Annotated in this window: 22 protein-coding genes; 13 read left to right on the top strand and 9 right to left on the bottom strand. The window is 47.0% G+C overall.

What is annotated here, in order from left to right:
- The 5 genes from ACZ5PW_RS15840 to ACZ5PW_RS15820 all read left to right on the top strand — a co-directional run bounded on the left by ACZ5PW_RS15840 (position 1) and on the right by ACZ5PW_RS15820 (position 3,623).
- Positions 1-567, top strand: coding sequence for a GNAT family N-acetyltransferase (locus ACZ5PW_RS15840; protein ID WP_464555453.1), 567 nt, complete (start codon positions 1-3; stop codon positions 565-567).
- A 1-nt stretch (position 568) separates the two neighbouring features.
- Positions 569-844, top strand: coding sequence for a hypothetical protein (locus ACZ5PW_RS15835; RefSeq protein WP_464555451.1), 276 nt, complete (start codon positions 569-571; stop codon positions 842-844).
- Between the two features lie 8 nt (positions 845-852).
- Entirely contained in the window at positions 853-1,329 is a 477-nt protein-coding gene (locus ACZ5PW_RS15830; protein WP_464555449.1) for an aminobutyrate aminotransferase, read from the top strand.
- A complete protein-coding gene (locus tag ACZ5PW_RS15825) occupies positions 1,329-1,442 on the top strand; it encodes a Com family DNA-binding transcriptional regulator (RefSeq protein ID WP_464555448.1) in 114 nt (37 codons plus the stop codon). The genes ACZ5PW_RS15830 and ACZ5PW_RS15825 overlap by 1 nt, the downstream gene beginning before the upstream one ends.
- Positions 1,443-1,949: 507 nt before the next feature.
- Positions 1,950-3,623, top strand: coding sequence for a portal protein (locus ACZ5PW_RS15820; RefSeq protein ID WP_464555446.1), 1,674 nt, complete (start codon positions 1,950-1,952; stop codon positions 3,621-3,623).
- Between the two features lie 234 nt (positions 3,624-3,857).
- On the opposite strand, the gene ACZ5PW_RS15815 is transcribed toward ACZ5PW_RS15820, so the two are convergent.
- Positions 3,858-4,175 (bottom strand): hypothetical protein, encoded by a 318-nt coding sequence (locus ACZ5PW_RS15815; protein ID WP_464555444.1) that lies wholly within the window; start codon positions 4,173-4,175, stop codon positions 3,858-3,860.
- Positions 4,176-4,494: 319 nt separating this feature from the next.
- Between ACZ5PW_RS15815 and ACZ5PW_RS15810 the strand changes: the two genes are divergently transcribed.
- Positions 4,495-5,190, top strand: a complete 696-nt coding sequence (locus ACZ5PW_RS15810) for a hypothetical protein (RefSeq protein ID WP_464555443.1) — start codon at positions 4,495-4,497, stop codon at positions 5,188-5,190.
- Between the two features lie 114 nt (positions 5,191-5,304).
- On the opposite strand, the gene ACZ5PW_RS15805 is transcribed toward ACZ5PW_RS15810, so the two are convergent.
- Together ACZ5PW_RS15805 and ACZ5PW_RS15800 are read right to left on the bottom strand one after the other, a co-directional pair.
- Complete coding sequence (locus ACZ5PW_RS15805; RefSeq protein WP_464555441.1) at positions 5,305-5,769, bottom strand: hypothetical protein; 465 nt, start codon at positions 5,767-5,769, stop codon at positions 5,305-5,307.
- Between the two features lies 1 nt (position 5,770).
- Positions 5,771-6,550: a DUF4198 domain-containing protein gene (locus ACZ5PW_RS15800; protein ID WP_464555440.1), complete on the bottom strand. Its 780-nt coding sequence runs from the start codon at positions 6,548-6,550 to the stop codon at positions 5,771-5,773.
- Positions 6,551-6,812: 262 nt separating this feature from the next.
- On the opposite strand from ACZ5PW_RS15800, the gene ACZ5PW_RS15795 reads away from it, so the two are divergent.
- Entirely contained in the window at positions 6,813-8,153 is a 1,341-nt protein-coding gene (locus ACZ5PW_RS15795; protein WP_464555437.1) for a sensor domain-containing diguanylate cyclase, read from the top strand.
- A gap of 453 nt (positions 8,154-8,606) precedes the next feature.
- On the opposite strand, the gene ACZ5PW_RS15790 is transcribed toward ACZ5PW_RS15795, so the two are convergent.
- Positions 8,607-10,313: a Na+/H+ antiporter NhaC family protein gene (locus ACZ5PW_RS15790; RefSeq protein WP_464555435.1), complete on the bottom strand. Its 1,707-nt coding sequence runs from the start codon at positions 10,311-10,313 to the stop codon at positions 8,607-8,609.
- Between the two features lie 325 nt (positions 10,314-10,638).
- Here ACZ5PW_RS15790 and thiC point away from each other — a divergent pair, with 325 nt between their 5' ends.
- From thiC to ACZ5PW_RS15770, 4 genes are all read left to right on the top strand, one after another.
- Positions 10,639-11,904, top strand: coding sequence for a phosphomethylpyrimidine synthase ThiC (gene thiC / locus ACZ5PW_RS15785; protein WP_464555430.1), 1,266 nt, complete (start codon positions 10,639-10,641; stop codon positions 11,902-11,904).
- A 660-nt stretch (positions 11,905-12,564) separates the two neighbouring features.
- Positions 12,565-13,221: a PAQR family membrane homeostasis protein TrhA gene (gene trhA, locus ACZ5PW_RS15780; RefSeq protein ID WP_464555428.1), complete on the top strand. Its 657-nt coding sequence runs from the start codon at positions 12,565-12,567 to the stop codon at positions 13,219-13,221.
- 36 nt (positions 13,222-13,257) lie between these two features.
- Complete coding sequence (locus ACZ5PW_RS15775; protein WP_464555426.1) at positions 13,258-13,686, top strand: VOC family protein; 429 nt, start codon at positions 13,258-13,260, stop codon at positions 13,684-13,686.
- Positions 13,687-13,983: 297 nt separating this feature from the next.
- The gene (locus ACZ5PW_RS15770) at positions 13,984-15,024 is read left to right on the top strand and encodes a hypothetical protein (RefSeq protein WP_464555425.1); all 1,041 of its coding nucleotides are present in this window, start codon (positions 13,984-13,986) and stop codon (positions 15,022-15,024) included.
- A gap of 14 nt (positions 15,025-15,038) precedes the next feature.
- On the opposite strand, the gene ACZ5PW_RS15765 is transcribed toward ACZ5PW_RS15770, so the two are convergent.
- Complete coding sequence (locus ACZ5PW_RS15765) at positions 15,039-16,541, bottom strand: sensor domain-containing diguanylate cyclase (RefSeq protein WP_464555424.1); 1,503 nt, start codon at positions 16,539-16,541, stop codon at positions 15,039-15,041.
- A 553-nt stretch (positions 16,542-17,094) separates the two neighbouring features.
- Between ACZ5PW_RS15765 and ACZ5PW_RS15760 the strand changes: the two genes are divergently transcribed.
- A complete protein-coding gene (locus ACZ5PW_RS15760; protein ID WP_464555423.1) occupies positions 17,095-18,135 on the top strand; it encodes a DNA cytosine methyltransferase in 1,041 nt (346 codons plus the stop codon).
- Complete coding sequence (locus ACZ5PW_RS15755; protein WP_464555420.1) at positions 18,132-19,652, top strand: hypothetical protein; 1,521 nt, start codon at positions 18,132-18,134, stop codon at positions 19,650-19,652. The genes ACZ5PW_RS15760 and ACZ5PW_RS15755 overlap by 4 nt, the downstream gene beginning before the upstream one ends.
- Before the next feature lie 568 nt (positions 19,653-20,220).
- Here the strand turns inward: ACZ5PW_RS15755 and ACZ5PW_RS15750 are convergent.
- The 4 genes from ACZ5PW_RS15750 to ACZ5PW_RS15735 form a co-directional block, all read right to left on the bottom strand.
- Positions 20,221-20,412 (bottom strand): hypothetical protein, encoded by a 192-nt coding sequence (locus tag ACZ5PW_RS15750; protein WP_464555419.1) that lies wholly within the window; start codon positions 20,410-20,412, stop codon positions 20,221-20,223.
- Positions 20,412-20,900: a zeta toxin family protein gene (locus tag ACZ5PW_RS15745; protein WP_464555417.1), complete on the bottom strand. Its 489-nt coding sequence runs from the start codon at positions 20,898-20,900 to the stop codon at positions 20,412-20,414. Before ACZ5PW_RS15745 ends, ACZ5PW_RS15750 begins: the two co-directional genes overlap by 1 nt.
- Before the next feature lie 408 nt (positions 20,901-21,308).
- On the bottom strand, positions 21,309-22,415 hold the full coding sequence (locus ACZ5PW_RS15740; RefSeq protein ID WP_464555416.1) for an ABC transporter substrate-binding protein: 1,107 nt from the start codon (positions 22,413-22,415) through the stop codon (positions 21,309-21,311).
- 449 nt (positions 22,416-22,864) lie between these two features.
- On the bottom strand, positions 22,865-25,120 hold the full coding sequence (locus tag ACZ5PW_RS15735; protein ID WP_464555414.1) for a methyl-accepting chemotaxis protein: 2,256 nt from the start codon (positions 25,118-25,120) through the stop codon (positions 22,865-22,867).
- Between the last annotated feature and the right edge of the window lie 282 nt (positions 25,121-25,402).

Below are 25,402 nucleotides of genomic sequence, written 5' to 3'. Positions count from 1 at the left end.
ATGTACGGTTTTGAAATGGAAGGCGGATACACCTTCTATAAATATCGCGATTTCGACGGCACGGTTTCCCTTACCGAGGCACACCTTAAATGGTTCTGGAATTATCTGCACGAGGCCGGAACCCTGCCCGTGATTTTTTACGAGTGTGCAAACAGGTCTTTCGATAGCTTTAAACGCATTGCCGATATGGAGGATCAGCATTTCTTTTTCGGGTTCAAGGATGAGAAACCCGCCGGGCTGTTCTGGCTGAACGGTTTTACTCCCAGATCATGCTTTGTGCACATTGCCTCAATGCCGGAACATTACGGGCGGGGAGCGTTGCAGATGACACGGGGCGGAGTGCGACATCTGCTGACTGTCACTGACGCATCGGGCGCATATCTTTTTGACTGTATAAAGGGACTGATACCTGTTTCCAATGAACTGGCCTGCAGTGTCGCCCTGCGGTGCGGATTCCGGAGAGCCGGAACCATACCCAAAGGGGCGTACATGGCGGATCTGGATAAAAGCATAGACGCGGCATTGTTCTGTGCCGTGCGTGAAAACATTTTAAGCAAAGGAGAATAATATGGGAGGCGGAGGAGGTAAATCCCCGACCGCTCCGGTAGCACCACCACCGGCACCGCCGGTGTCCAAGGTTCCGGAGCCACCGAAGATGGATGATGTCGCCAACAGCGAAGAGAAGCTGAAGGCCAGAAAAATGCGTGAGATGGAAAGGCTCAAGAAGGGCCGGAGCTCCACCGTGCTGACCGGAGGGCAGGGCGATAACGGGCAGTTGACCGTTAAAGCCCCGGCCATGCAGTCGCAGAATCTTCAGGCCCAGAAGAAAAAACTGGGTGAGTAGGAGGGCATATGGCGAAATTTTACAGGCCGCAGCTGCCGACTGCCCCGCAGGGAAGGGGATCTGTCTGGTATGACATACATTCTCCGGGGTTCAACGGCTATTTCAAGTGGCATCGCACAACCTACGGGACCAATCCGAGGTCCAACACCAAAGGATTGAACGCCCCCTCAGGATGGCAGCCGCCGACTGACTGGACCTTCTCTGAAAAGACCGGACACTGGTACACGCCCGATGAGATGCACAAAGCCGGATACAACCTGATCGATGGAGAATGGCTGCATCCAAACGATATCAGGCAGCGGGAAGTGGATCGTCAGAATGCCGAGCTGGATGCCAAAATCGCAAGGCGTACCGCAAGCGAGAAAAAGTTTCGGCAGGTCAGGGCCGCAGGACGCATGAAAACAATCCTTACCGGAGCAAACGGAGTGGCTGGCAAAGCAATGGTCAAAAAAGAACAACTGCACAATTCCAAAGGAGCAAACTGATGGAAGAGCACAGGTGTCCCGTATGCAGGCGGCTGCTCATGAAAGGCAAAGTTGTCGAAGTTCAAGTCAAATGCCCCAAGTGCAAGCGGCTTGTCGTTATTAATAATAAATAAATAAATGATAATGCTTCCGGCGGCTGGGGAAGGGGAAACTTTTGCAAAAGTTTCCCCTTCCCCAGACCCCATCCCCTTCAAAACCTTTTAATAAGGCTTCGCCGAAAAAGAAGTTCAGGCTTGATAGTTTTGTGAAAGAGTAACTGTCGGCTTAAATTACACGTTGATCTATTTCGATCATGCGTAGTTTTTAATGCGAAGCGGCGAAGCCCTATTAAAAAAGTTTGGGATTCTTAAACCCTTTTCAAAGGGTTTAAGGCCCGGCAGGTCCCCGAAGGGAGAAAACAGCTTTAATTACATGCTAATTCTATTAGATCATGCGTAGTTTTTTAATGCGAAGCGGCAAAGCCCTATTAAAAAAGTTTGGGATTCTTAAACCCTTTTCAAAGGGTTTGAGGCCCCCGGCAGGGTCCCCGAAGGGAGAACTCTGGATTGAAACTTTTGCAAAAGTTTCCCCCCCTGGCCCTCGGAGAGTTTTAAAAGCCGTTGGAGGCAAGGATAAAAGATATGAAAGATATTCAAAAAAACAGATACACATCCAGATTGCAGACCTTGAAGCAGGAGCGTGGCAGCTGGGAAGGGCACTGGCGTGAGATCAGTGAATACATCTTGCCCCGGCGTGGTGTTTACAGTGGCCAGCAGCCTAACGATGGCCGTTCGCGCGGTGCTAAGATCATTGATTCCACTGCTACGCGTGCTTTGCGCATTCTGGCGGCGGGCCTTCAGGGCGGTCTGACATCCCCCGCAAGACCTTGGTTCCGTCTCGGTATAGCGGAGCGTGACCTTTCCCGTAACAAATCGGTGCGTGAGTGGGTGGCACAGGTCGAGAACATCATGTACCGCGCCTTATCCAAAAGTAATTTCTATTCCTGCATCCATTCACTTTATACAGAACTGGCGGGTTTCGGGACCGGAATCCTTTACTGCGAACCGGACGAGGAACGCGGGCTTCGTTTCAGGACTCTGACCGCCGGGGAATACTCACTGGCAACTGACGCTCAGGGCCGTGTGGATACGGTTTTCCGTGAATTCAAGATGACCGCCCGGCAGTTGGAGAAACGTTTCGGGCGTGAAAATCTGCCCGCCACGGTGGTTACAAGCCTCAATGTCAACCGTGACCACTGGTTCGATGTACTTCATGTGGTGCAGCCCCGTGACGAGTTCGACCATGAAAAAAAGGACGCGGCGAACATGCCTTTCGAGTCGATATTCCTGCTCAATGACCGTGGCGGCTATGTGCTCTCGGAAGGCGGATTCATGGAAAATCCGTACATGGTTCCCCGCTGGGACACCTCGGCTATGGATGTCTACGGCCGCTCCCCGGCAATGGATGTGCTGGCGGATGTCAAAATGCTCATGGAAATGAGTAAAAGCCAGATTCAGGCCGTTCATCTGACATTGCGCCCGCCCATGAAGGTCCCGTCCATGTATTCACGCAGGCTGAACCTGCTGCCGGGCGGACAGAACCCGGTGGAGCAGAATCAGCAGGATTCAGTTTCACCGCTCTATCAGGTGCGCCCGGACCTCGCCGGGGTGAGCAACAAGATTCAGGACGTGCGAGGCTCCATCAGGGAAGGATTCTACAACGACATATTTATGATGATGGCAGGCTCCGACCGCAGAACCATCACCGCGGCGGAAGTTGCGGAGCGGCACGAGGAAAAACTGATCCAGCTCGGCCCGGTCATCGAAAGACAGCATACCGAACTTCTGGACCCGCTCATCGACAGGGTTTTCGGAATCCTGATGCGTGCCGGACAGCTGCCGCAGCCACCCTCCATACTGGAAGGACACGATATCAAGGTGGATTATATTTCGGTTCTGGCACAGGCCCAGAAAATGGTCGGCACCCAGTCCATCCAGTCACTGGCGGACTTCGTGGGCAGGCTGGCACAGGCCAATCCCGAAGTGCTTGATAAAGTGGATATGGACCGCGCTGTGGAAGACTACGCCGAACTTATCGGTGTGCCTAACGGTATCGTGCGCTCCGGCGATGAAGTGGAAAAATTCAGGGACCTGCGCAGACAGCAGATGCAGCAGCAACAGCAATTGCAGCAGAACCTGCAGGCGGCATCCATGGGCTCGGGAATAGTCAAGGACCTCGCACAGGCCGGAGTCAACCCGGCCCAGATGCAGGGTATAATCGGACAGGCCGGGCAGATGATGCAGGGCACACAATAGGATTAGAGTTCTTTTAATAGCCAGTCCGGTTCTGGGAATCCTGAATAAAGGGAAAGCTTCGGTTATAAATGAATTTTAAAAGGGGCCCGCTTTAGTGACTAAGGCGGGCCCTCAGGCGGCCGGTAACGCATCATCTGCGTTGCCCCTGCTAAATGATGGCATCCGGCTCTTTCTCGGCCGCCTGATTTATGTTTGATTAAGCACTATCTGCGTTGCCGCAGATTCCGTTTCCAATCAGGATTTCAGAAACCTGTCATTGGCCTGCATCAGGCTGGTTTTGGCCTGTTGAGCCTTTTCCTGAGGGAAACCTATCTTGAGCAGATGTTTGACGGAAGACTCAAGAAGCCCGTTGAAGAAGTTCCTCTTTTCAGGCAGAGACTTGTCCGCCACCTCTTTCCAGCTTGCGTAGCCTGAATTTTTCAGGGCGTCATTGATGCCCAACCTGAATGCTCCCTTTACTGAAATTCTGGTCATTTCGGGGTGAATACCCATAACTATCTCAGCCATTGATTCAATCTTGCGCTCCTGCTTTCCCACTCCAGTTGTCTTCATGGCGAACTCCGTTGAATGAGTGTTTTTGATATTAATTCGTGACGGACATTTACCTTTTGCCTACATCAGCTCCCGCGCGGGATCATTGATCGGGATCAAGTCCGGTCCGGAAAAAGTGGACAGGTCACAGCAGGGTTATTTTCGGGAAACATTTTAAATAAAGGGCTGCCAATTCAGATTAAGTAAGTATATATATTGCAAAATCAGGCACTTTAAGGGTATATGCATAACTTGAATTGTCGGGGATGCTGGGTGGTCGAGTGTAATTTTTCAAGGATTGATATATTTCAAATAATTCCCGAACAGGATTTTCCATTTAATGCTGGTTCTTACTGACTTAACACGATTCAAAGATAGTGATGATGTCTGCATCGCCCTGCTGGATGAAAATGATGGCACCTGCTATCGGCCCCTTCCTTACGTAGACCGTTCATTTGTTTGCAGTCATAATATTTATCCCGGTACCATCGTTTCCGCTGATATTATTCCCGATGAAAATGCCGCCGCTCCTCATGTTGAGGATTGCAGATTCGAAAATGATATCTGGATGGAGCAGGTGGAGGAGGATGTTTTTCGGGAAATTCTCGAAAAAAGTGCCGTGGATTCGGTACATGAAGCCTTTGAAGGGCTGGTGACTCCCTCAAACAGATGTGTGCCGGTTGATTCTTCCTGTTCCCGTTCCATACGGACCGTCCGGGTTGATCCTCTTTCCCTTTCCGTGTCAGTTGTTGATTTCGGGGAAGAGAAAAAGCTGCGGGTCGGCTTCAGTGACCTTTCAGGTGAAAGATTCCGCCATACCCCGATTTCCGATCTTTATTTTCACAAGGCTGCACTGTGTTATGTCGAGCAGGACAGGCTTGATGAACTCAATGCCCTTCTTGCGGGAGGGGAGGCCGTTTATATCCGGGTGGGGCTCAGCCGCCTTTACGAATCAAAAAGCGGCAGGCAGGGATACTGGATGCAGGCAAACGGTATTTATACTTTTCCCGGCTGCCTGCGGAAAGATTGCGTCTGATCTGATTCTTCCCTAAAGAAAAGGCGCTGCCCGGAGGCAACGCCCTGAAGAGGGGGGATTTCATAAAAAGAGAACTGAAAGGTAGACTCTCCGGTTTCGGAAAGTCGCCTGAAGCTATTTCCTTTTTCTCCAGTAAAGAGCGCCGAGCGCCACGTTCAGGAGCAGGCTCAGACCCAGAGCCGCGTTTACGGCTTGGGACGAATGCCCCATACCCGCCACGTTGACTCCGTTTCTGTTTTCCGCTGAAGGTTCGGAAACCGTTACATCAAACATCAGTTTGTGCCCCAGTCCGCCATCCACTTCAACTTTCCATATTCCTGCCCGGTCCGGCAGAAAGGTGAACACTCCGTTCCTGTCGGTCCTGCCGTTCTGGTATTCCACTTCGCTGTCAGCGGGTGAATATATCAGCACTTCGCCATAGGCTATGGGTTCTCCGCTGGAGAATCCGCTCTTGAACGAGATGGCCGGTGAGGTGTCGATCATCTCATAAGAAACCCCGTGGGCAAGGCAGGCCGCCGCATAAAAAAAAGTCGCGGCCGCAATTGTGAGTGCGGCCGCTGTAATCTTACCGAATTTCATATTACTTCACTTCAAAAACCAGCACTGCGCGCATAACGTGGCTGTCGTAATCGGCAGTGGCGGTGTCGTTCTTGTACTGCACGCGGACCATCCAGGTTCCGGGGGCAGTGATTTTAACTTTGGTCAGTCCCGCGCCGTAAGGCTGGGTGTAATAGGCGTAGGTGTTGGGGTTGGAGGAGAAACCGTCGTATGTTGCGAGCATGTCCTCCACGGAGATGGGCTTGCCGTCCAGCAGGGTCTTGAATTCGATTTCGTCGCCCACTTTTGCCTGGGTGGGGTCACTCAGGGGAACGATTTCAAGGCGGTGGCCCACGGTCTTTGCGTAGTTGCCGTCAGCCTTACCCACGGTAACCAGAGTCTTGCAGAACTTCTCATATTTGCCGCTGCTGATAACACCCTTGAGGCCTTTCTTGGATTTCTGCTTCCAGCCCTGAGTGGTCTGGGTCCAGATAACTCCTTCACGATGTCCGGCAATGATTGCTGTTCCTTCAGCCGCAGGCTTGATCTGACCGTCAAGGGTCATCAGGGTTTCATTAGGATGCAGCTTGATGTCACTTACCTTGCCGCCGGAATACAGTTTGGTTTTAACATGCTGGATAGGCTCCATTTCTTCACTGATCATGAAAACATGGGCGGAGACAACAGAGAAGGGCACAACGTGGTCTTTCTCTGTTTCAAGCTGCACGGGCTTGATGATAAATTCATGGGCGAAAGCGGAACTGCAGGACAGAACCGCGAAAATGAAAGCCAGAATGAGAATGGAAAATCTGCGTTTGTTCATACACACCTCTGAGTAAGAAATTTTTATTGTTTATGCAGCTGTGCTACTTATACTAAAAAAATATGTCAATGTTAAAATTCAATATGTTTTCGTGTGGGGAGGAGTCCAGCTATCGACAATTATCTCTGTTTATTTTGCTGTCTGAGGTAGCCGCTTTAAGAGTTAATTTATATAAAATCTTATGTTAAAGTTTTATAAAAGGTTTGTATGACCAGCTATATCCTGTGTTGTGATTCAATTCGCTTTGACCCAGGGAGGTAGAATGCGGGAATTCTATGAAGGTAAATCTGTCCGGTTGACGATACTGATGCTTTTCTCTGTCAGTCTTGTCGGTATAGCCGGTGGATTTGCAATATATTTTGATTCCCTTGACCGTCTTGCCGCTGAAAATCTCAAAGAACGGGTGCAGGTGGCTTTGAGGATTGAAGCTAATCAGCAGAACAGGTTTCTTGAGGAGTATTCATTTTGGGATAAGGCATATGAAAAAACAGTTCTGAGCCCGGATGAAGAATGGATTGAACGAAATTCCGGAAAGTATCTGATCGATAAACTGGGATTGTCCTTTTCTCTAGCTGTGGATGACGGGATACCATCCTATATTGCCACTGATGAGACCTCCAAGGAAATAAACTACTCTATTCTTGCAGAATCAGGGCTGGATTCTCTTATGGAAAAATCCAGAAACAGCTTTTCTCTGTTTAAAATTGTAAGTGGATATATCATTTATGAAGATGAGTTGTACCTTGTAAGTGTTGGGCCGTTCATAAATGAAGAAACCAAGCTGCCAGTCAATACCGATGATTTTCTTGTTTTAGGCAAAAGATTGGACTCAGCTTATCTTGAGAGCATTGGTGAAGATTTCATGATTTCCGGGCTCGATTTTGCCGGTAAACCGGGCGATCATGAAAGTGCGCTGCCTTTGGATGGGGAGTCAGGGATGCTGGGGTATATTATATGGGACGAACATATACCGAGCAGGGAACTTCTGCCTAAGCTGGGTTTCATGATCTTCCTGTTCTATCTGCTGACCCTCGGAGGATGCTGGTATATTCTGCGCAGGGAAGCCCGCAACATCAAGGCGGAGGAGGAGAAACTGTATTTTCTTGCAACTAAGGATTTCCTCACAGGTATATACAACAGGCGTCATGTAATGGAACTGGGGCAGCGGATGCTGTCCACCCATGCAAGGTACGGGCGCAGTATGTCCGTTCTGCTTTTGGATATTGATCATTTCAAAGTCGTGAATGACCGTTACGGACATGATACCGGGGATAAAATCCTGAATATGTTTTCCAAAATTGTTTTAAGTAAATTACGCCCTTCGGATATTTTGGGTCGTTTCGGCGGGGAAGAGTTCATTGTCGCGCTGCATGACACTGAATACAGACAGGCTTTGGTAATAGCTGACCGAATTCGTGAGGCGATTCAGGATCTTGGAGTTGATTCCGGCGGTAAACTACCTGAAATAACCGTAAGTATCGGCGTTGCAAGTAATTGTGACTCTACTGATTTCGATGAAATAATAAGAAATGCTGATGACGCATTGTACAGAGCCAAACATGGAGGGCGTAACAGGGTTGTTTCTCATGAATGCGGATGTTGATGGAGGGCAGTATTTTTCTTGCGCCTCGCATCTGATACTTTCTCGATAGTCTTATTCTCCTTGCCTCATTATCAAAATAAAACTCCCCCCGAACATCTGTTCAGGGGGAGGCAGACTGCCGATAAAGCACCATCTGCTTCGTTGCTGCTAAAAATATTGAAACTCACGTATGTTTAGATACGCTTCGTTCCAATATTTTTCTTGCGCCTCGCATCTGATACTTTCTCAACAGTCTGATCAATTTAAATATTCAGCCTTCCGAAGCGGCGAAGCCTTATTGAAAGTTTTCGGAGAGTCCAGAGAACCCTTTTTCAAAAGGGTTCTTTGGTCCCCGAAGGGCCGCCGGAGGCTATACCCCGAAGGGCCGCCGGAGGCTATACCCCGAAGGGCCGCCGGAGGCTATACCCCGAAGGGCCGCCGGAGGCTATACCCCGAAGGGCTGCCGGAAGGCAATTAGTTTGCGACCGGCTTACCGAGGAATCTTACAGTTGCCAGTACGGCGAGGACACCTACGGGCAGTACCATGAGTACGGGCATTCCGAGTCCCGCTGGGATGTATCCGAACAGGATGGAGATGACAGCTACCGGTACGGCGTAGAAGAGCTGTGTTCTGGTATGGTCGATGTGGTCACAGGCCGAACCCATTGATGACAGGATTGTGGTATCTGAAATGGGTGAGCAGTGGTCACCGAAGATAGCGCCGGTGAGAACCGCACCGATGTTCAGGATCACGTAGCCCTGTTCGGGAACCAGCGCGAACGCCAGCGGAATGCACAGGGGCATGAGAATACCCATGGTTCCGTATGAGGTTCCTGTCGCGAAAGAGATGATGGACCCCATGATGAAAATAATGGAGGGCAGCAGGAATGACGGGATGGTATCGGACAGCACATTTACGAGATATGCCGCGGTTCCCAGTTCCTTGATGATGCCGGACAGGGACCATGCCAGCAGCAGGATAACCGCTGTGATGTTCAGGGATTTCACACCCTGCACCCATGTGGAGATGGCTTCATCTACCTTGAGCAGACGTTTACCGATGGCGATGGCGAGAGCCACAACACCGGCAATAAGGGCGGCCTGGAAAAGAACAACGGACGCATCGGACGCGCCGAATGCTTCACGGATGGCCACGAAGCTCATGGGAGATTCTTCGAAGATGGCTTTGACTGCCGCATCGTCTCCGGCCATGATGCCGTTGTATCCATTAAAATAGAAGCCGAGGAAAGCGGCAACAATCAGGGTTCCGATGGGGATGATGGCGTACCAGATGCTGGGTGTGATGTTCTCATCAGGCTGAAGCTCGGTAGCCTCGTCAGCGACCATGGGCTTGGCGTTGTCATCAAGGACTTTGCCTGTGGTGCGGGCACGCTGCTCGGCTTTGAGCATGGGACCGAATTCACGCATGAAAAAGATGGTGGCGAGGATGAAGACCAGAATCAGGATGTTGTAGAAACGGTAAGGAATGGTCTCCACGAAAACGCCGTACGCGTTCATGGTGTAGCCGATGCCCTGAAGACCGTCACGGATCAGGCCCACTTCGTAGGCAACCCATGTGGAGATAAGCGCGATACCCGCGATCGGGGCGGCGGTGGCATCAATAACAAATGCCAGCTTCTCACGGGAAACCTTCATCTTATCTGTTACCGGACGCATGATGGGACCGACTGTCAGGGAGTTTGCATAGTCATCGAAGAAGATGAAAAGACCTAGCATCCAGGTAACAAACTGCGAGCTTCTGGGGCTTCTGGCTTTCTTGGCCAGAGCGTCAGCAATCGCTTTAGCTCCGCCCATCTTGGAAACCAGTGCGATGAGACCGCCGATAGCCAGACACTGCAACACGATACCCGCGTTCCATGAATCGGCCAGAGATGCGAGAATCTCGTTGGACATTCTCAGAAAGCCGCCCACAAAACCGTTGTAGATGTCAAAGCCCTTGGCTTCGAGCATGAACGCACCGGAAAATACCCCGATGAAAAGTGAAAGAACAACGTTCTTGGTAATGAAAGCCAGTACAATAGCTACCAGCGGCGGAATAAGTGTAAAAATTCCGAACATTTCAGCGTTTGCCGGTCCAAGACTGGAATCAGCAGCGAATGCAGGCTGACAGAAAAGTGTCAGCACCAGCGTAGAAAAGAATAACAATCTCCAGTTGCGCATTTTAAAATTTCCCCCTTGAAATATTTTATGTCGCAGAAAAATATGTTCAGGGGGTTTACTCCAAAATTTACATAAATGCAAATTGGATTTTGTATCTCGTTAATTTTCCATGATAAAATTCTGAAATGGCCGAAATAAAACGCATAAATCAAGCAAATGCTAAAGTTATAATCATGCTATGAAATGCATGTGATTATAGTCTTATTATCGCGAAATGGTGAACAACAGCATTGTACCTGCAGACAAATTGGGGTATGCACTTCCCTTGTACAGACACCATTAATAATACGAAATGCACAATTCTAAATAAGTTAAAGGAAATCAGATGTTTTCAAAAAACAAAGCACTCAAAAGCATTTTTGATTCCAGCATTGATGAACTCTGCAAGAGCGAAGGACTCTCCAAAGAGACTATTATCGAGGGAATTGAGAACGGAACTATGGTTCTTCTCGGGAACCCCAATCATAAAAATGTGACTCCGACCCTTATCGGCCAGCCCGCCAAGGTCAAAGTCAATGCCAATATCGGTACTTCTCCTTTCAAGAATGATCGTGAGAAGGAAATGAAAAAACTGGACGCAGCATGGAAAGCCGGGGCGCACGCCGTAATGGATCTTTCCACCGCCGGTGATCTTGACGGTATCCGTACCGATATGCTCGGAGCCTGCCCGCTGCCCCTCGGCACTGTTCCCATCTACGCCATGGCCCAGCAGTATGTCGCCCGTGACGAAGATCCCGCAGGTTTCACCATCGAAGAACTGCTCAAGGAAATCGAGAAAGAAGCCGAGCAGGGCGTGGATTTCATGACTCTGCACTGCGGTCTTACCCGTCGTGGAGCCGAATGGGCGCTCGGTGGCGACCGTATTCTGGGAATCGTTTCCCGCGGCGGATCCATTCTCGCCCGCTGGATGCGTGACCATGATTCCGAGAACCCGCTGCTCACAAACTATGAGCGCATTCTCGAAATCTGCCTGAAGCACAACGTGACCCTCAGCCTCGGTGACGGCCTGCGGCCCGGTGCTGGCGCCGATGCCGGTGACGCCGCGCAGTGGGAAGAAGTTCTCATGCTCGGACAGCTCGCCAAACAGGCCCGTGAGTACGGTGTGCAGGCAATGATCGAAGGTCCCGGCCATGTGCCCATGAATTTGGTTGAAACCCAGATCCGCGGCATCAAAGCTGCAACTTTCAACGCGCCTCTCTACGTTCTCGGACCTCTGGTAACAGACTCCGCTCCCGGTTATGACCACATTGCCGGTGCTATCGGCGGGGCTATCGCTGTTCAGAACGGCGTGGACTTCCTCTGCTACCTGACCCCCGCAGAGCATCTGACCCTTCCTGAAATCGACGACGTATGGAACGGTGTTAAAGCCTCCCTCGTTGCCGCTCAGTGCGGTGAAGTTTCTCTCGGACGCAAAGACGCGGTCGAGCGTGACCTTGAAATCTCCAAAGCACGCATGGAACTGGACTGGGATCGCATTGCCGAACTGGCTATCGACCCCGCTCTGGCCTGCGCTCGCAGAAAAGATCACAAAGATGAAAAAGAATGCGCAATGTGCGGAAAATTCTGCGCAGTACGTATGCTTTCTGAGTAGTAATCAAGACTAATTACATTCAGCCGCTCTGTACCTGACGATGATAATGGCCCGCAGCACAACACTGGTGCTGCGGGCTTTTTTTATGTAAGCTGTTTGTTTAAAATTAAACGATTGTTTGATATGAGGATGAGGTTATATCCCTCCGGGGGCTCAAGGGGAAGGGGAGACCCCCTTTGCCAAAACCCAAAGGGGGTCTCCCCTTCCCCTTAAGAATCCCCATCCCCTCTACCCAAACGCTTTTTAATAGCGCTTCGCGGGAGGGACTGAATGTCCGGGAACAAGTTGATTCAGTTTTTTGAATTCGGGTTGGTGATATGTTAGGGCCAAACTAGGGCTTTAGATGATTTCCGGCAGGTATATTCAAAGAAGCATTTGCCCGCTTTTTGCAAAGTTCATTATTGAAGAAAGATTTTCCTTAAGAAAGCGGCGAAGCCCTAGTAAAAGTTTCTGAAGAGTCCAGAGAAACTATTTTGATACCGCCTGAGTTCGCAGAATTCAGGCCAGTAAAATAAAAATTTACAAACGGCTAAGCCTGACTAAGCGGCGAAGCCCTAGTAAAAGTTTTTGAAGAGTCCAGAGAAACTTTTTTCAAAAAGTTTCTTTGGCCCTCGGAGAGGCCCCCGGCAGGGCCGCCGGAGGCAAACAGGAGGAAATACCATGATAAAATATGTTCGTGATCCGATGAGTGGGCTGACTCATTTTATAGGTTTCTGCCTGGCGATAGCCGGTCTTATTCTTCTTGTGCTGGATTCTGTTGATCCGGTCAGGACCATGCATGTGGTTACGTTTTCCGTATTCGGCGGCGGCATGATACTCCTTTACCTTGCCAGCACGCTTTACCACTGGCTGCCTCTTGACGAGCGGGGCACGCTTTACCTGCGCAAGCTCGACCATGCCATGATATTTGTTTATATCGCGGCAACTTACACTCCCATATGCCTGATCGGGCTTAAAGGGGCGTGGGGCTGGTCCCTTTTCGGGGCGGTCTGGGGTCTGGCTGTTGCGGGAATAATCACCAAACTTTTCTGGATGAACGCTCCCCGCTGGCTATCCACTGCTTTTTATCTGGGCATGGGCTGGCTGGTGATAGTAGGTGTAGCCCCGCTTGTGCGGGCCTTGCAGACCGGCGCTCTTTTCTGGCTCACTCTGGGCGGCGTAATGTATTCCCTCGGCGCGGCGATCTATGTTATCAAACGGCCTGATCCGTGGCCCAAAGTCTTCGGCTTTCATGAGATTTTCCATGTATTCGTGATGGCGGGCAGCTTCTGCCATTTCTGGGTCATGTATGAGTATATCACCCGGATGAGTGTTTAGCAGACCTTTTAAAATTTATCGGGAGACGGCTATAAAATGGAATCAAGAATCAGCATAATTACTCTGGGCGTTGAAAATCTGGACCGTTCCCGTGAATTTTATTCCGCACTTGGATTTGAACCCGCGAAAAATGCCGAAGAGGGAATCGTGTTTTTCAAAACCGGCGGAGTATGCCTTGCGCTGTATCCGTTTAAAGCTCTGGCTGAAGATGTTTATGAAGAACTAGACCCGAAACGCTCCGGATTCTCGGGCATAACCCTTGCGCATAATACCAGGGCGAAGAGTGAAGTTGATGAAATCCTGAACCTGGCGGAGCGGATCGGCGGCAGGATTGTAAAGCCCGCTCAGGATGTTTTCTGGGGCGGTTACAGCGGATACTTTTCCGATCCGGACGGCTACCTCTGGGAAGTGGCCTATGCCGATTTCTGGCAATTCAACGAAGACGGCAGCCTTGTTATAGCCTAAGCCGTGAATCCGGCTGGCTGAGAGCCCGTCATGCTGACGGGGTGTGCTGTCCACGGTGTGGTCCGTAACAATAAACCTTATCACCTTTTTTAGCGTGATAAGGTTTTGTGCTTTTTTAATCAGAACTTATCACCTCACTCTGTAAATTGACTCCCTGTAAGCCAAGTTTACATTCAAGCTATTTTGGGCAGTTCTATTGCGAATAACAGTCTTGTTTGCTATGTGTCATTCTATGTGGAGTGCTGTTTATGTGGCCTTTTGCCTTTTTTGTCAGGCTTTGCGATGGAGGGTGCGGGTGTGGGAGATGATAAAAACCAAGTAAACGATAATTCCAATGGCGTGGAAGTCAGTGATGATGCACAGCATCAGGCCGGAAACGACTCGCAGCCGCCTTTGCAGGGTGCTGCTGCAGGACAGGCGCAAATAAGGATAAACTGGGTCGGGGTGACCAAGGGATTCATACTTGTAGCATGGATAGTGCTGTTGGTTTACGCGGCTTCCCTTGCCGCAACCAGACAGGTCTATCCGACACTGGTCAAGATGCCGGACACTTTCAGGGGCTACATCAATGGCGGACCTGCCGATGAAGGGAAAAAGAATTACCGGAAGATTTTCGAGATAAATTCCGTATGGGGCCTTTTGCAGTCCTATGAGACAAAGGCTCCGGCTCCTGTGATTTCATCCATACTGGATTTGGGCTTCCCGAGATGGGACGATGCCAGAAAAGTTTATGAACATGGACAGTTCGCCGGTATGGACGGTGTCTGTGATGCTTATTGCAGGCTGTTCGAATCTGTGGATAATTATCTGAATGCTGTTGTCCTCAGCAAGGATTTCGATCCGACCAAGGCTAGAATCAGCCACGGCATCGCGCCACCGGTTTTCAAATTCAGCGCTTCAAATGAAGAGATCGCGGTTCCGGCCGTGGCGGTGAGCTGGATAAATTCCATGCGTGAAAGGCTGGAGAAGGATGAACAGCTTTCCAATCTGATAGACAGCTTTTTCATCATGCTGGTTCTGGGCGCTTTCGGAAGCATGGTCTTTCTGATCAAGGATTTCCTTTACGGAGAGGTGCGGGTCAAGGTTGCCCAGTATGTTTTCAGGCCTGTGCTGGGCATGTTTCTGGCCATGACTGTTTTCCTGATGGATATCCTTACCCATTCCGTTCTTTCAACGGCCTCCATTGAAGCTCTGCGCCTTGAGCCCTTGTTCTTTCTGGGGATTGTATCCGGCATGCTGGCGGAACAGACCTACGGAGTGATCTACGCGAGGGCCCAGAAAGTTATCAAAAAAGCCGCCGAGGACGCGGGTGTGAGCAGGGACGGCGGAGACGGATAAATAAAAGTATTGCGTCAGAGCTCCATGGTCTCATAGCGGTATTGCGTAAAGACGCAGTTGCGGCCCATGTGCTTGGCTTTGTAAAGGGCAGCGTCCGAACGGGTCATCAGGTCCTTGGGCAGCACATCTCCATTTTCGAAACAGCTTACGCCTATGCTTGCCGTTACATTTATAATCTGCCCGTTTGCTTCGATTCTCATCTGTTCTATGGTGCTGCGAATTTTTTCCGCGGCGGTATTGGCTCCTTCGAAGCCGGTATCGCTCAGCAGTACCGCAAATTCCTCTCCGCCCAGTCGGCAGTTGATGTCGGTTTTGCGGCAGAGGCTCTTCAAGGTTTCCGCAACCTGAATAAGAACCGTATCACCACGGTCGTGCCCGTATTTGTCGTTGACCATCTTGAAATGGTCGACATCCACTGTAAGAAGGGCAAGCGGCCGCGAATGCCGTAAAGCAAGGTTGAATTCACGCTCCAGTATCGGATAGAACCTGCGTCTGTTGGGCAGTTTGGTCAGCGGGTCCAGCATGGCCTGTTCTTCGAGCAGGTTCTGGTAGAGCAGTGCCTGTTTCTGATGGCGGAAAAAGAGAATGTACGAGTAAGCGGAAAAAAGTATCAGGATTCCCAGCCCGGTCATGATGGTCCAGAAATAAAGCCACCACTCGTTGAGTATTGTTTCTTCGTCTGTGGAGGCGAAGGCAATGAAGGGATATTCTCCCACACGGGTATAGACCACTTCACGCCTTTTATGGTCGAACGGGGAAATGGTGGAGGCTACCCCTTCAACTCTGCCGCTTTCCCAAAGCCTTTTCAAAGGAGCGTAACTTTTGAGTGTCATGGATGTTCTCGGCAGCCTCATCAGAACATTGCCTTCACTGTTGCCAAGGGCAATGGCGGCCCCTTCCGGTATGCCCAGTTCTTCGAAGTCCTGTGTGAAATGGTTGTAGTCGATCAGGGCTGTATAAATGAATTGCAATCTGCCATTTTTATCCCTGAATCCCATACTCACCCCGAAATAAGAATGGTCGGTGTCTTTTTCCTTGTGCAGTATGCCGCTGACATAAAAGCCTTTTTTCCGGACCATGTCGGTATGGGCTTTTATGAATTCCTCGTTGAAAATTATGAATGGCTTGGTTTTTCCGGTCCAGTGCAGCGGGGTCCCCTTGCCGTCAGTTACAATGAGAGTGAGCAGGAAAGGGTTATATTTGCGGCTTTCCGTGAGGAGATCATGAACCAGTTTGTCATGGGCATGGTGGGCGGAAATGTCTGTCTGGCTTTCAAAGGTCAGGTGCAGGGCGTTGTGAATTGCAAGAATCACCTGCCGGATGGCGTCAAGGGTATCAATGGTATGGTAGGCCACGAGCTTGGCTATGAAAAGGTTCTGCTCATGCACTTTAGTAAACTCGTCACGGTAGTGCTTTTCCATGAAGAAGCCGGAAACAGCAATGAGTGCCGCAAGCAGTACGCTGCCGATCGTCAGACCGATGCGCGATGATTTATGGGTATGGCTTCTTTTGTTCATAATTATCTGAATAGTTATCGGTGTTTTATTGATATTACTTAATACTCTAACACATCAAATCCAGTGCGAAAACTGCAATCAGGTATAATTATGATGGCTGTATCAATTCAATTATAGATTTATTTTGGTGGTGGGGGAGGAAGGTGGGGATAGTTTATGAGCAGGGGCGGATCGTGCTCGGGTTATTGCAATATGGAAATGGAAATAGAGCGGGTTGAATAAAGGATCATGATTCCTAATCCTGGTGCCGCAGGTTCGACAAATCCGCAGGACAGCGGATTTGGACGTTGGTTCTTCACCAACGCCCCGAAGGGGTGAGCCCTAGGACAGGGCGAATCATTCCTGCCGGGGTCACCATCTAGTACAAAAGTATCACAATATTAGAGTGTTATCTCATTTTCAAAGGTAAACCTTATTTGCGCTTTTTTTGGGGTGCTGCCAACTTTGGTGCCAACCGGGGTGGGTGAGCGGTGTTGTGATTGTTATTATATCGTTATTTGTGTTTATTTGTTGTGTTGATGATGTCTGTGACATGTGATAGGTTTGCTACATTATGGTTAATAAGTATCTAGAAATATTGAATTTACTTCCTGATCTGTCTCAGGTTGAATATAGGCGTCAAGCTCTCTCCTTCTTTTGTGGAGGGGGTGGGCTAGATTTGGGTATGGCATTAGCTGGTTTTCGTGTTGGGTTTGCCTCTGATGTAGAAAAAACTCTTTGCGACACTATTGAGCATAATTTTAATGATTGTTATGTCAGTGCAGCTGATATATCTGATTTAAATTTCGATATAATTGCCGATAAGACAGGTGTTCGAGATGTTGACCTTATCGTTGGAGGGCCTCCTTGTCAGTCTTTCAGTATTCTTGGGCAGCGAAGATCATTTGATGATCCAAGGGGGCAACTTGTTTTTGAGTTCATTCGTATAATTAATGAGGTGCAGCCTAGGGCATTTTTGTTCGAAAATGTCCCCGGACTTAAAACTTTAAATGGTGGAGAAGATTGGAACACACTTCTATCCACCTTTTCTGAAGAGTTGGGATATAAAATGTTTACAGATGTTTTGAACTCTGCTGACTATGGTATTCCTCAGATTAGAAAGCGTGTTTTTATTATAGGTTTTAGAGATCATAACACTCAGTTTAATTTTCCTATTCCAACTCATAAAGATCCTGCTTTAGGAGCTTTAGCAGTAGAAGGGCGTGAAAATTGGTTGCCCGCTAAGTTTGCATTGGAAAAGATTAATGGTGCTCCTAACCATGAAAAAAGAAAACATGGTGACCGAGTTCGTTTACGCTATGAAAAAATTGAACCGGGTAAAAGGGATAAAGTAGATCATACTGATCGAATTCATCCAGATAGACCGTCTGGTACGGTTTTAGTCGGATCAAGATCAGGTGGAGGACGACCTTTTATTCATCCGTATGAGCCTCGCCATATTACAGTCAGAGAAGCTGCGAGACTTCAGTCTTTCCCTGACTGGTATGAGTTTAAAAGTACAGGAACATGGCAATATCGAGCAGTTGGGAATGCTGTCCCGCCTGTCGTTGCATATAATATAGGATTATCAATTTCTGAGGCATTAGATCGATGATTCATTCGTTAGCACTACCATATCCGGGGTTCTCTTGGTCGATAACACAACATACCGGTCCTGGGACAAATGTAACAGTCCTTTTTGCGCTATTGCAGGCAGCTCAAGCGTTTGGTGGTGAAAGGAATTGTCAGGCTAAAATTACTGAATATCTTGTTGAAAATAATATTTTAACTCCAAATATCCGTAAAGATCAGGGTCGTGAACAAGCATGGAGAGACTATCAGCAAATTTTGTCAGAGCTCGGCTTGATTGTTTCAACTAGATTTACATCTAATATCATCGTTACTCCTGTTGGACTTTTGTTGCTTGATGGTGGTATTGGATATTCTGAATTAATGGCAACGCAATGCTTTAACTATCAATATCCTAACGGTCATAAGCAGGCATTATCTCCTTCTCAGAAGAAATTGTTGAGTGAAGCTGGAATTAAGTCTCCTGATACTAGAACTGAACTTGATTCAGTGTTTAGGGTTCAGATAAAACCAGCCGTTCTTATTTTACGGGTACTTATTGAAGGTTTTTTAAAATCAACTTTTAGTTCAATTACTCCTAAAGAGTGCTTGCATGCACTTGTTCCGATAAAAAGCAATATTAACTGGGAAATCGGATATAACAGCATGCTCCACTTTAAAAAAGGTACAATTTCAAAGTCAGATACTCGAAGACTTAGGCATGTGCAGGAATGGTTTCGGTTGTTGGCGGTCACTGATGTTTTTACGATGAATGAGGGAGGACTTACTTTTACTGCTTCCGCTCTTTCTCGTCTTGACGAGTTGTTACTTTTTGCAGAGTTACAAGCTGATCCCAAGCATTTTTGGGTTCCAGCAACTAGTGATAGAAATGAATTAGGTATTTCTTGGTTTAAATCATATGGTAACCCTGATGTCACCAAGCAATGGATGCGATCTTTTAGTGCTTTAGATGCTGATTATATTTCAGAAAATTACCCTGATGGAATAGATAGTGATAGCTACATTGGTATAGATAAAGGAGGATGGAGTTCTTCGTTAAGTCTTAGTGAAATTGACTATGCTAAATATTTTGACCCAGATCATTCCTTTAGTCGACCTAAAGTTGACCCTGAAAATATTTTAAAAGGGCATGTTCGTAGACACGAGAAAACGTTATTGCATAATAAAATTGTTGGACTGCTTGCAAAGCGTTATGTCGATAAAGGGTTTAAGGTTTTTGAAGATAAAAACTCAGTGGATTTACTGGCTATAAAAGGTGATGAACATTCAATTTTAGAAGTTAAAACAGTTACTCCTCGAAGTCTTAGTAGTAGAATTCGACTTGGTGTTGGGCAACTTTGTGAATATCGATATAGAAGAGAGATTGAGTCACATGTAAGGCCAAATTCAGCTTTAGTTATTAGCAATAAGGCATCTTTTCCTAAATGGATGATAAAGTATTTTAATGACGATTTGGATGTTGAGCTTCTGTCGCTTAGCGAAAGTGAAAATTTTTACGCATATACTTCAGGTGCTAATAGTCGCGTGTTGGTAGTGAACTAGTTTTGTGGTGTGAGGTGTTGCCTCTATTTTTCTTATAGATTTGGCAGAGCATTTCAACCGTCAGAGTTCGGTCAACCTCGTCAACCCAAAAAACGCACTCCCATCTGATCCACAGAATCACCAAAAAAATCGAAAGATAATCAACCCACCCCAGTGACCAAATCAAACCAATCAGGATAACCTTCAATTTTCATGATTATTTAACAATATGAAATTGAAGGAGATTTACTGATGGTAATTAACTGCGATCCACTATTAAGGATGGTTTATTCCTACATTCGTAAACAGGTAATCGAAGACGGGAATTAAACGGATGTAACAGAGCAGAAGAAACAGATATTCTTCAAGGGGTGGTAGTCTTCCCCTTTTTAGCTCCAACACAACATGCCATAATTCAGCTCCAGAAATAGATTTATTTTTAAGATAAGAATAACATACTAGATACTTGAGAGTGAATAAAACTCTAACGGCAGATTATTGTAAATATGAATTGGGAAGGCTACAAACAAAAGACCCCATACCGAAGTATAGGGTCATAATAGACTGTATATGTAGCTGGAAAAGAAGCTTACAAAGCATCCTTAATCGATTCACGATACTCCTGAACGTCCTGCTCTGTCACTTTAATATGCTTAACTTCGCCATCTTCTTCAATGACGATGGGGGTATTGGTCTGCAATGCTATTTCCCGTGCTTTGAGAGCTGAACGGTTGAGAGCCTTCTCGATAAGGTCTTTAAATTCATCATGATTGTGGTCCATTAGTTACCTCCTGATTCGATCAGCTGGGGCTGCTTGCCCTTATTCTTAAAGAAATACCATCTATCCACAAGCTTTTTATATACAGGGAAATTGCTCAGTCCATTATGGAAACGTCTTCTGATGACATCTTCAGGAATATTGTGTCCTCCCTGAGATACACGATACGCTACACGGTCAATGGCTGCTTGCTCGTTCTCCAGCGATAGAAAGATCAGAGCTATATTATATCCTTGGCTTTGCCATTTAGGTATCTTTCTGAGATAGCCTTTGCCGGATAGCGTTGTTTCCAGTGAAAAGCTGAGTCCTTCTGCAACGTATTTATCGATCTGTTTCAGCATCAGCTTGCCAGCCTGTATTGCTTCAGATTCGGGAGAGAAGGGGGCCAGTCCACTGGCAATCTTATCCGCATTAACGAATAGTGGAGTCTCGAACAGGCTTGGTAGGAATTGGTCAAATTTTAAATGTTGGTATCCCATAAAAAAGTACATTCATGTCAACCATACGCCAAGCTAAGTTGAAATAAATGAGTGTTTGTTTACAGTCGTGTATAGAATAAGTTTAATTAATTCAGACAGTAGAATCACCTCAAAAAATCAACCCGCCCCAGCATCCAAACCAACCCAATCAGTATAAGCGTAAATTACCACCGAAAATACTTTAAGGCGCAGGGCGGACAGACCTGCTGAATGTTCCGGGCCGGGCTGATGCCCCGGCCGACTCTCGTTAGATCCAACGATGGAGCGATATCTGTTAATGTAAGTGAACTAACGGATAAATCCGGGTAATTTCTGTTGGAACGGTTTCCGGCGCTGCATTCTTACGTCAGCGTAGAGATCTGGAAGCGTAATGAGCAGGGGGGCGAAGCTGTGACTGTTTACCCAATGAATTATGAGGTCCTATTCGCTTCTATAATTTTTTAAGACCTGATCGAATGAAAAGTTATAGTTTTCAAGATCCGGGTTCAGTACTTTTGAAAATTTCTTGAAATCAATATTTCCCCAGTCCTGACGGGTAAGTATATCGTAATATTTGTCTAAATTATCCTTGGTGATAGCAATCATCTCAGTATATATTTTACCATCATATTGGCTGACGAAATCTTTGCCATGATAATAATCATATAACAGTACCAGTGCGAATCCGGTTTCTGTAAAATGTCCTCCTACTGATGCATCTAAATTGCCTTTTTTTATAGACTTAATTGCTTCACCATTCCAATCAAATCCACCAATTGTGTACCTGTTTGATGAGTCTAAAGTGATTGCTTTCAGTGCCATGTCATCAGTCGCATACCAGAGAATATCAATGTTTGGATATCTTGATATTAATTTCCTGGTTCTAAAGTATGCATCGGTTGGTGACCAGTCAGTATATACTAACTGTCTTATGGTTGCATTGCAGGCCTCTGCCGCTTCCTGAAGCCCTTCAGCCCTGTCAATCGCGACAGGGCTTTCCCTGTGACCGGAAAATGCGAGAATTTGTTTCCTGCCGTTTGGGTTTTTGCGTTTCGCTATTTTCATCAGTTCACAGGTGAGCAGGTGTCCGGCCTGTTCTTCGTCCGGCAACATGTGGCCTATATAATTATTATATTTACCCCGTATATTACCCACCTGATTCTTTTCCGGGTCAGGTACATCAGAATTCAACATGAATATGGGAATATTGTGCTGTCTGGATAATTCCAATGCTGATTGAGCGATTCCCCTTAACATCGTCCCGATTACAAAGTCGGGCTTTTCTGGTGCATTAAATGCTTTTTCATATGCTTCAAGGTATGTTGCCCTGTTGTTCTTCGAGTTATGGATAACTGTGAATTCTATGTTCAAATCTTTTGCGGCGCTCCGGGCAAAATTATTAGCTAATCCCCAAAAATAAGTGTCATTATGGTGGGGCGATACAAATGTTATCCTCAGTGGCCTGTGGTCAGCTTCCGCCTTTGTTGTCCAAAAGAACAAAGGTATTATGATGATCATTGCAACATAAATTGTGTTCTGAAGTGTCACGGATGTTCTCATATTATTAGCTGTGTTAAGGTTCACTGTGCTTGAAGCTCTTGGGCCTGTTTATTATGTATAGCACCATTTGTAACCATAATGTATAAATTTTAGCTTGTTGTTCAAATAAATACCCCAGCGATCAAATCAACCCAATCAGGATAATATTCAATTATCATGATTGTTTAACAATATGAAATTTAGGGTAAATTTCGATGGTGTTTGACTGTCCACAGTTCATCGTAATTTTGTAATCTTTTCCTATACCAGAAAGCAGGCAATCGAAGACGGAAATCTGATCGATGTGACCGAACAGGCGAAGTAACCGGATTCAGGGTTCCGGTGGTTGTTTCTTTTGAATAATTTCAAAAATAGAAAAGCAGCCAATCCAGATCAGGATTGACTGCTTTTATTGGTTTGTCTTTCAGACAATTACATTCATTAAATTGGATACATAGCTAGCTTTTCATCTGATTGATGAGGTTCTGCAGAACCTGAGCCTGTTTCGACATTTCATCAACCGCAGCAGCTGACTCTTCCATTGCTTGTGTTGTGTCGGAAGATATTTCAGCTATCTGACCCAATGACCTGTTTATCTCTTCACTTGTGGCAGACTGCTGCTCTGAGGCGGTAGCAATGCTTTGTACCTGTTCTGAGGTCTCCTCAACAAAGGAAACAATCGCATCAAGAGCCTCGCCCGATTGCTCTGAAAGGGCTGCTGTCTCATTAATTCTATCAACTGCAGTTTCAACGTGGTTGATATTCGTTCTGGTTCCCTGCTGAATATTATTGATCGCTGAGCCGACTTCTTGTGTCGCTGTCATTGTTTTTTCCGCAAGCTTTCGAACTTCATCTGCAACAACTGCGAACCCTCTACCTGCTTCGCCGGCACGCGCGGCCTCGATTGCGGCATTAAGTGCAAGCAGGTTTGTCTGGTCAGCAATATCAGAGATTACCTCCATTACCTGACCAATTCCTTCCGCGTCTTTACCAAGTGTGGTTACATCATCTTTGAGCTTTTGCGCGACTGCCTGAACTTCTTCCATGCTGGATAATACCTTGCTCACAATATTGGATCCAGTCTCAGCCTTTTCTTTGGTCATATTTGCAGTTTCAGCCGAGCTTGAAGCATTTTGAGAAACTTCGAGTACTGTCGCATTCATTTCTTCCATTGCAGTGGCAGCTTCGCTTATCTGGCTGTATTGTGCTTTGGTGCTGTTGGCAGAATGTTCAATTTGGGATGCAAGTTTTTCCGATGCAGCACTTACTATGCTTACGACTTCTTCAAGGTCGCGAGCCGCCTGAAGCTTGCCTTCCTTCTCTGCTCTGTCTGCCTGTTCTTTGGCTGCGTTGGCTTCTTTTACTGCTACATTAGCTCTTTTGGCTTCATCTTCTGCTGCTTTGCTTTTCTCTTCAGCTTCAATGATCATCTTTTTGAGATTTTCGACCATTTTTTTCAAAGCTTCAGCCAGGACGCCAATTTCATCAGCCTGGTTGATGTCCAGTTTCTGATCAAAATCTCCATTTGCCACACTTTCAGCAAAGTCCACGGATTTCTTGACCGGGGCGACGATTGCGCCTGTCAGAAACCAGAGAGCCACACATGCTAAAAATGCAACTCCAACACCGGTCAGGATAGCTGTCTGGAAACTGCTGTTTGATTTTTCAGCCATTTCCTTGTCGAGTTGAATTGCTTCAGCAAAAACAATATTTCTGGGAACAGTGATAAGAACAGCCCAGGGTGTTCCGGTATTGCCTAAGGGGATCGGTGCCATAGCCAGGACAATGCCATCTTCTTTTCCCAGATTGATGTATGATTCTGAGTCTTTAATTTTCTGACTTATTTTATCGCTATGGATGTTGTCAGTCTGAGATATCGGTTTGCCGACATTTCCTGCATTGGCACTGTCTGCGACAATTATGCCCATGTAACTGATTACCTGTACTGTGGCTTTGCCGTCATAGAGTCCTTTCGCGACATCTTTCGCAAGGTCCTGAACGAAGTCCAACCGCAGGTCCGTACCACCTATACCAACAAATTCGTTGTTAATGCGGATGGGTACAGACATTGTGGTCAGCATTTCCTGCTTGCCCTGTACTATGTAAGGAAACGGGTCGAGTATATTTTCTTTGCCTGTTTCCCTGGGATTCAGGTACCACCCACCTTTACGGACACCATTGGGGTGCCGGCTTGAGTCTTCATAGCCTACGAGTGCCTGACGTGCGATTTTGCCGTTTTTATCCCTGTTCCAGTAAGGGACAAAACGACCTGAATCATCATACCCCTCATCTTTTCTGCCTTGGTATGCTATATCATTACCGTCAATGGCATTGGGCTGCCATGCACTGTATGTGCCCAGGAATTCGGGGTTATCTTTAAGGGTTGTGAGGAGGATATCGTTAAAGACTTTTCGTATATCGATGTTTTGTCTGGTTTCATCGTCAGATCGTATTGATTTGAACGCGCTGGCAATGGTTCTTGCGGTATCAATATTTTTTTCAAGCTTGGACTGAATAACCCCTGCTTCACCTTTAGCAATTCCTAAAAGGCCGTTAGCTGTGGATTTTTCGATCAGATTATCAACTTTCGTCCCCACGAATTTACTGGTTTTGTTTTGTTCCCAGATTTGTAGGGAAATAACTGATATTGCAAGAATGGCGATACAACATGCCGAACTAAGGACAATTTTTGTTTTAATCGATTTGAAATTCATTTAGCCTCCTATCCCCAAAAAGTATTACGAAAGATATTACTAGATATGCATATTGTGTCTTTTTTGCAAAGTATTATTGTTAATTTGTTAATATTTTATGGTTAAGCGAGGAGTTCAAATTAAACTTTGATAAATAAAAGTTAAAGAGCAGGTGAAGGAAAGCGGCTTTAAGATTTCAGTAGTTTTATTTACCCGAATCATCATGAAAGATACATTCTGCAGTTCATATTCAATATGCAACAAAAAAACGCCCGATTCTCATAAGAGAACCGGGCGCTAAAA

The sequence above is a fragment of the Maridesulfovibrio salinus genome (genome assembly GCF_055394525.1).
The sequence above is the reverse complement of the archived record's forward strand: the minus strand, read 5'-3'. Positions and strand labels throughout refer to the sequence as shown.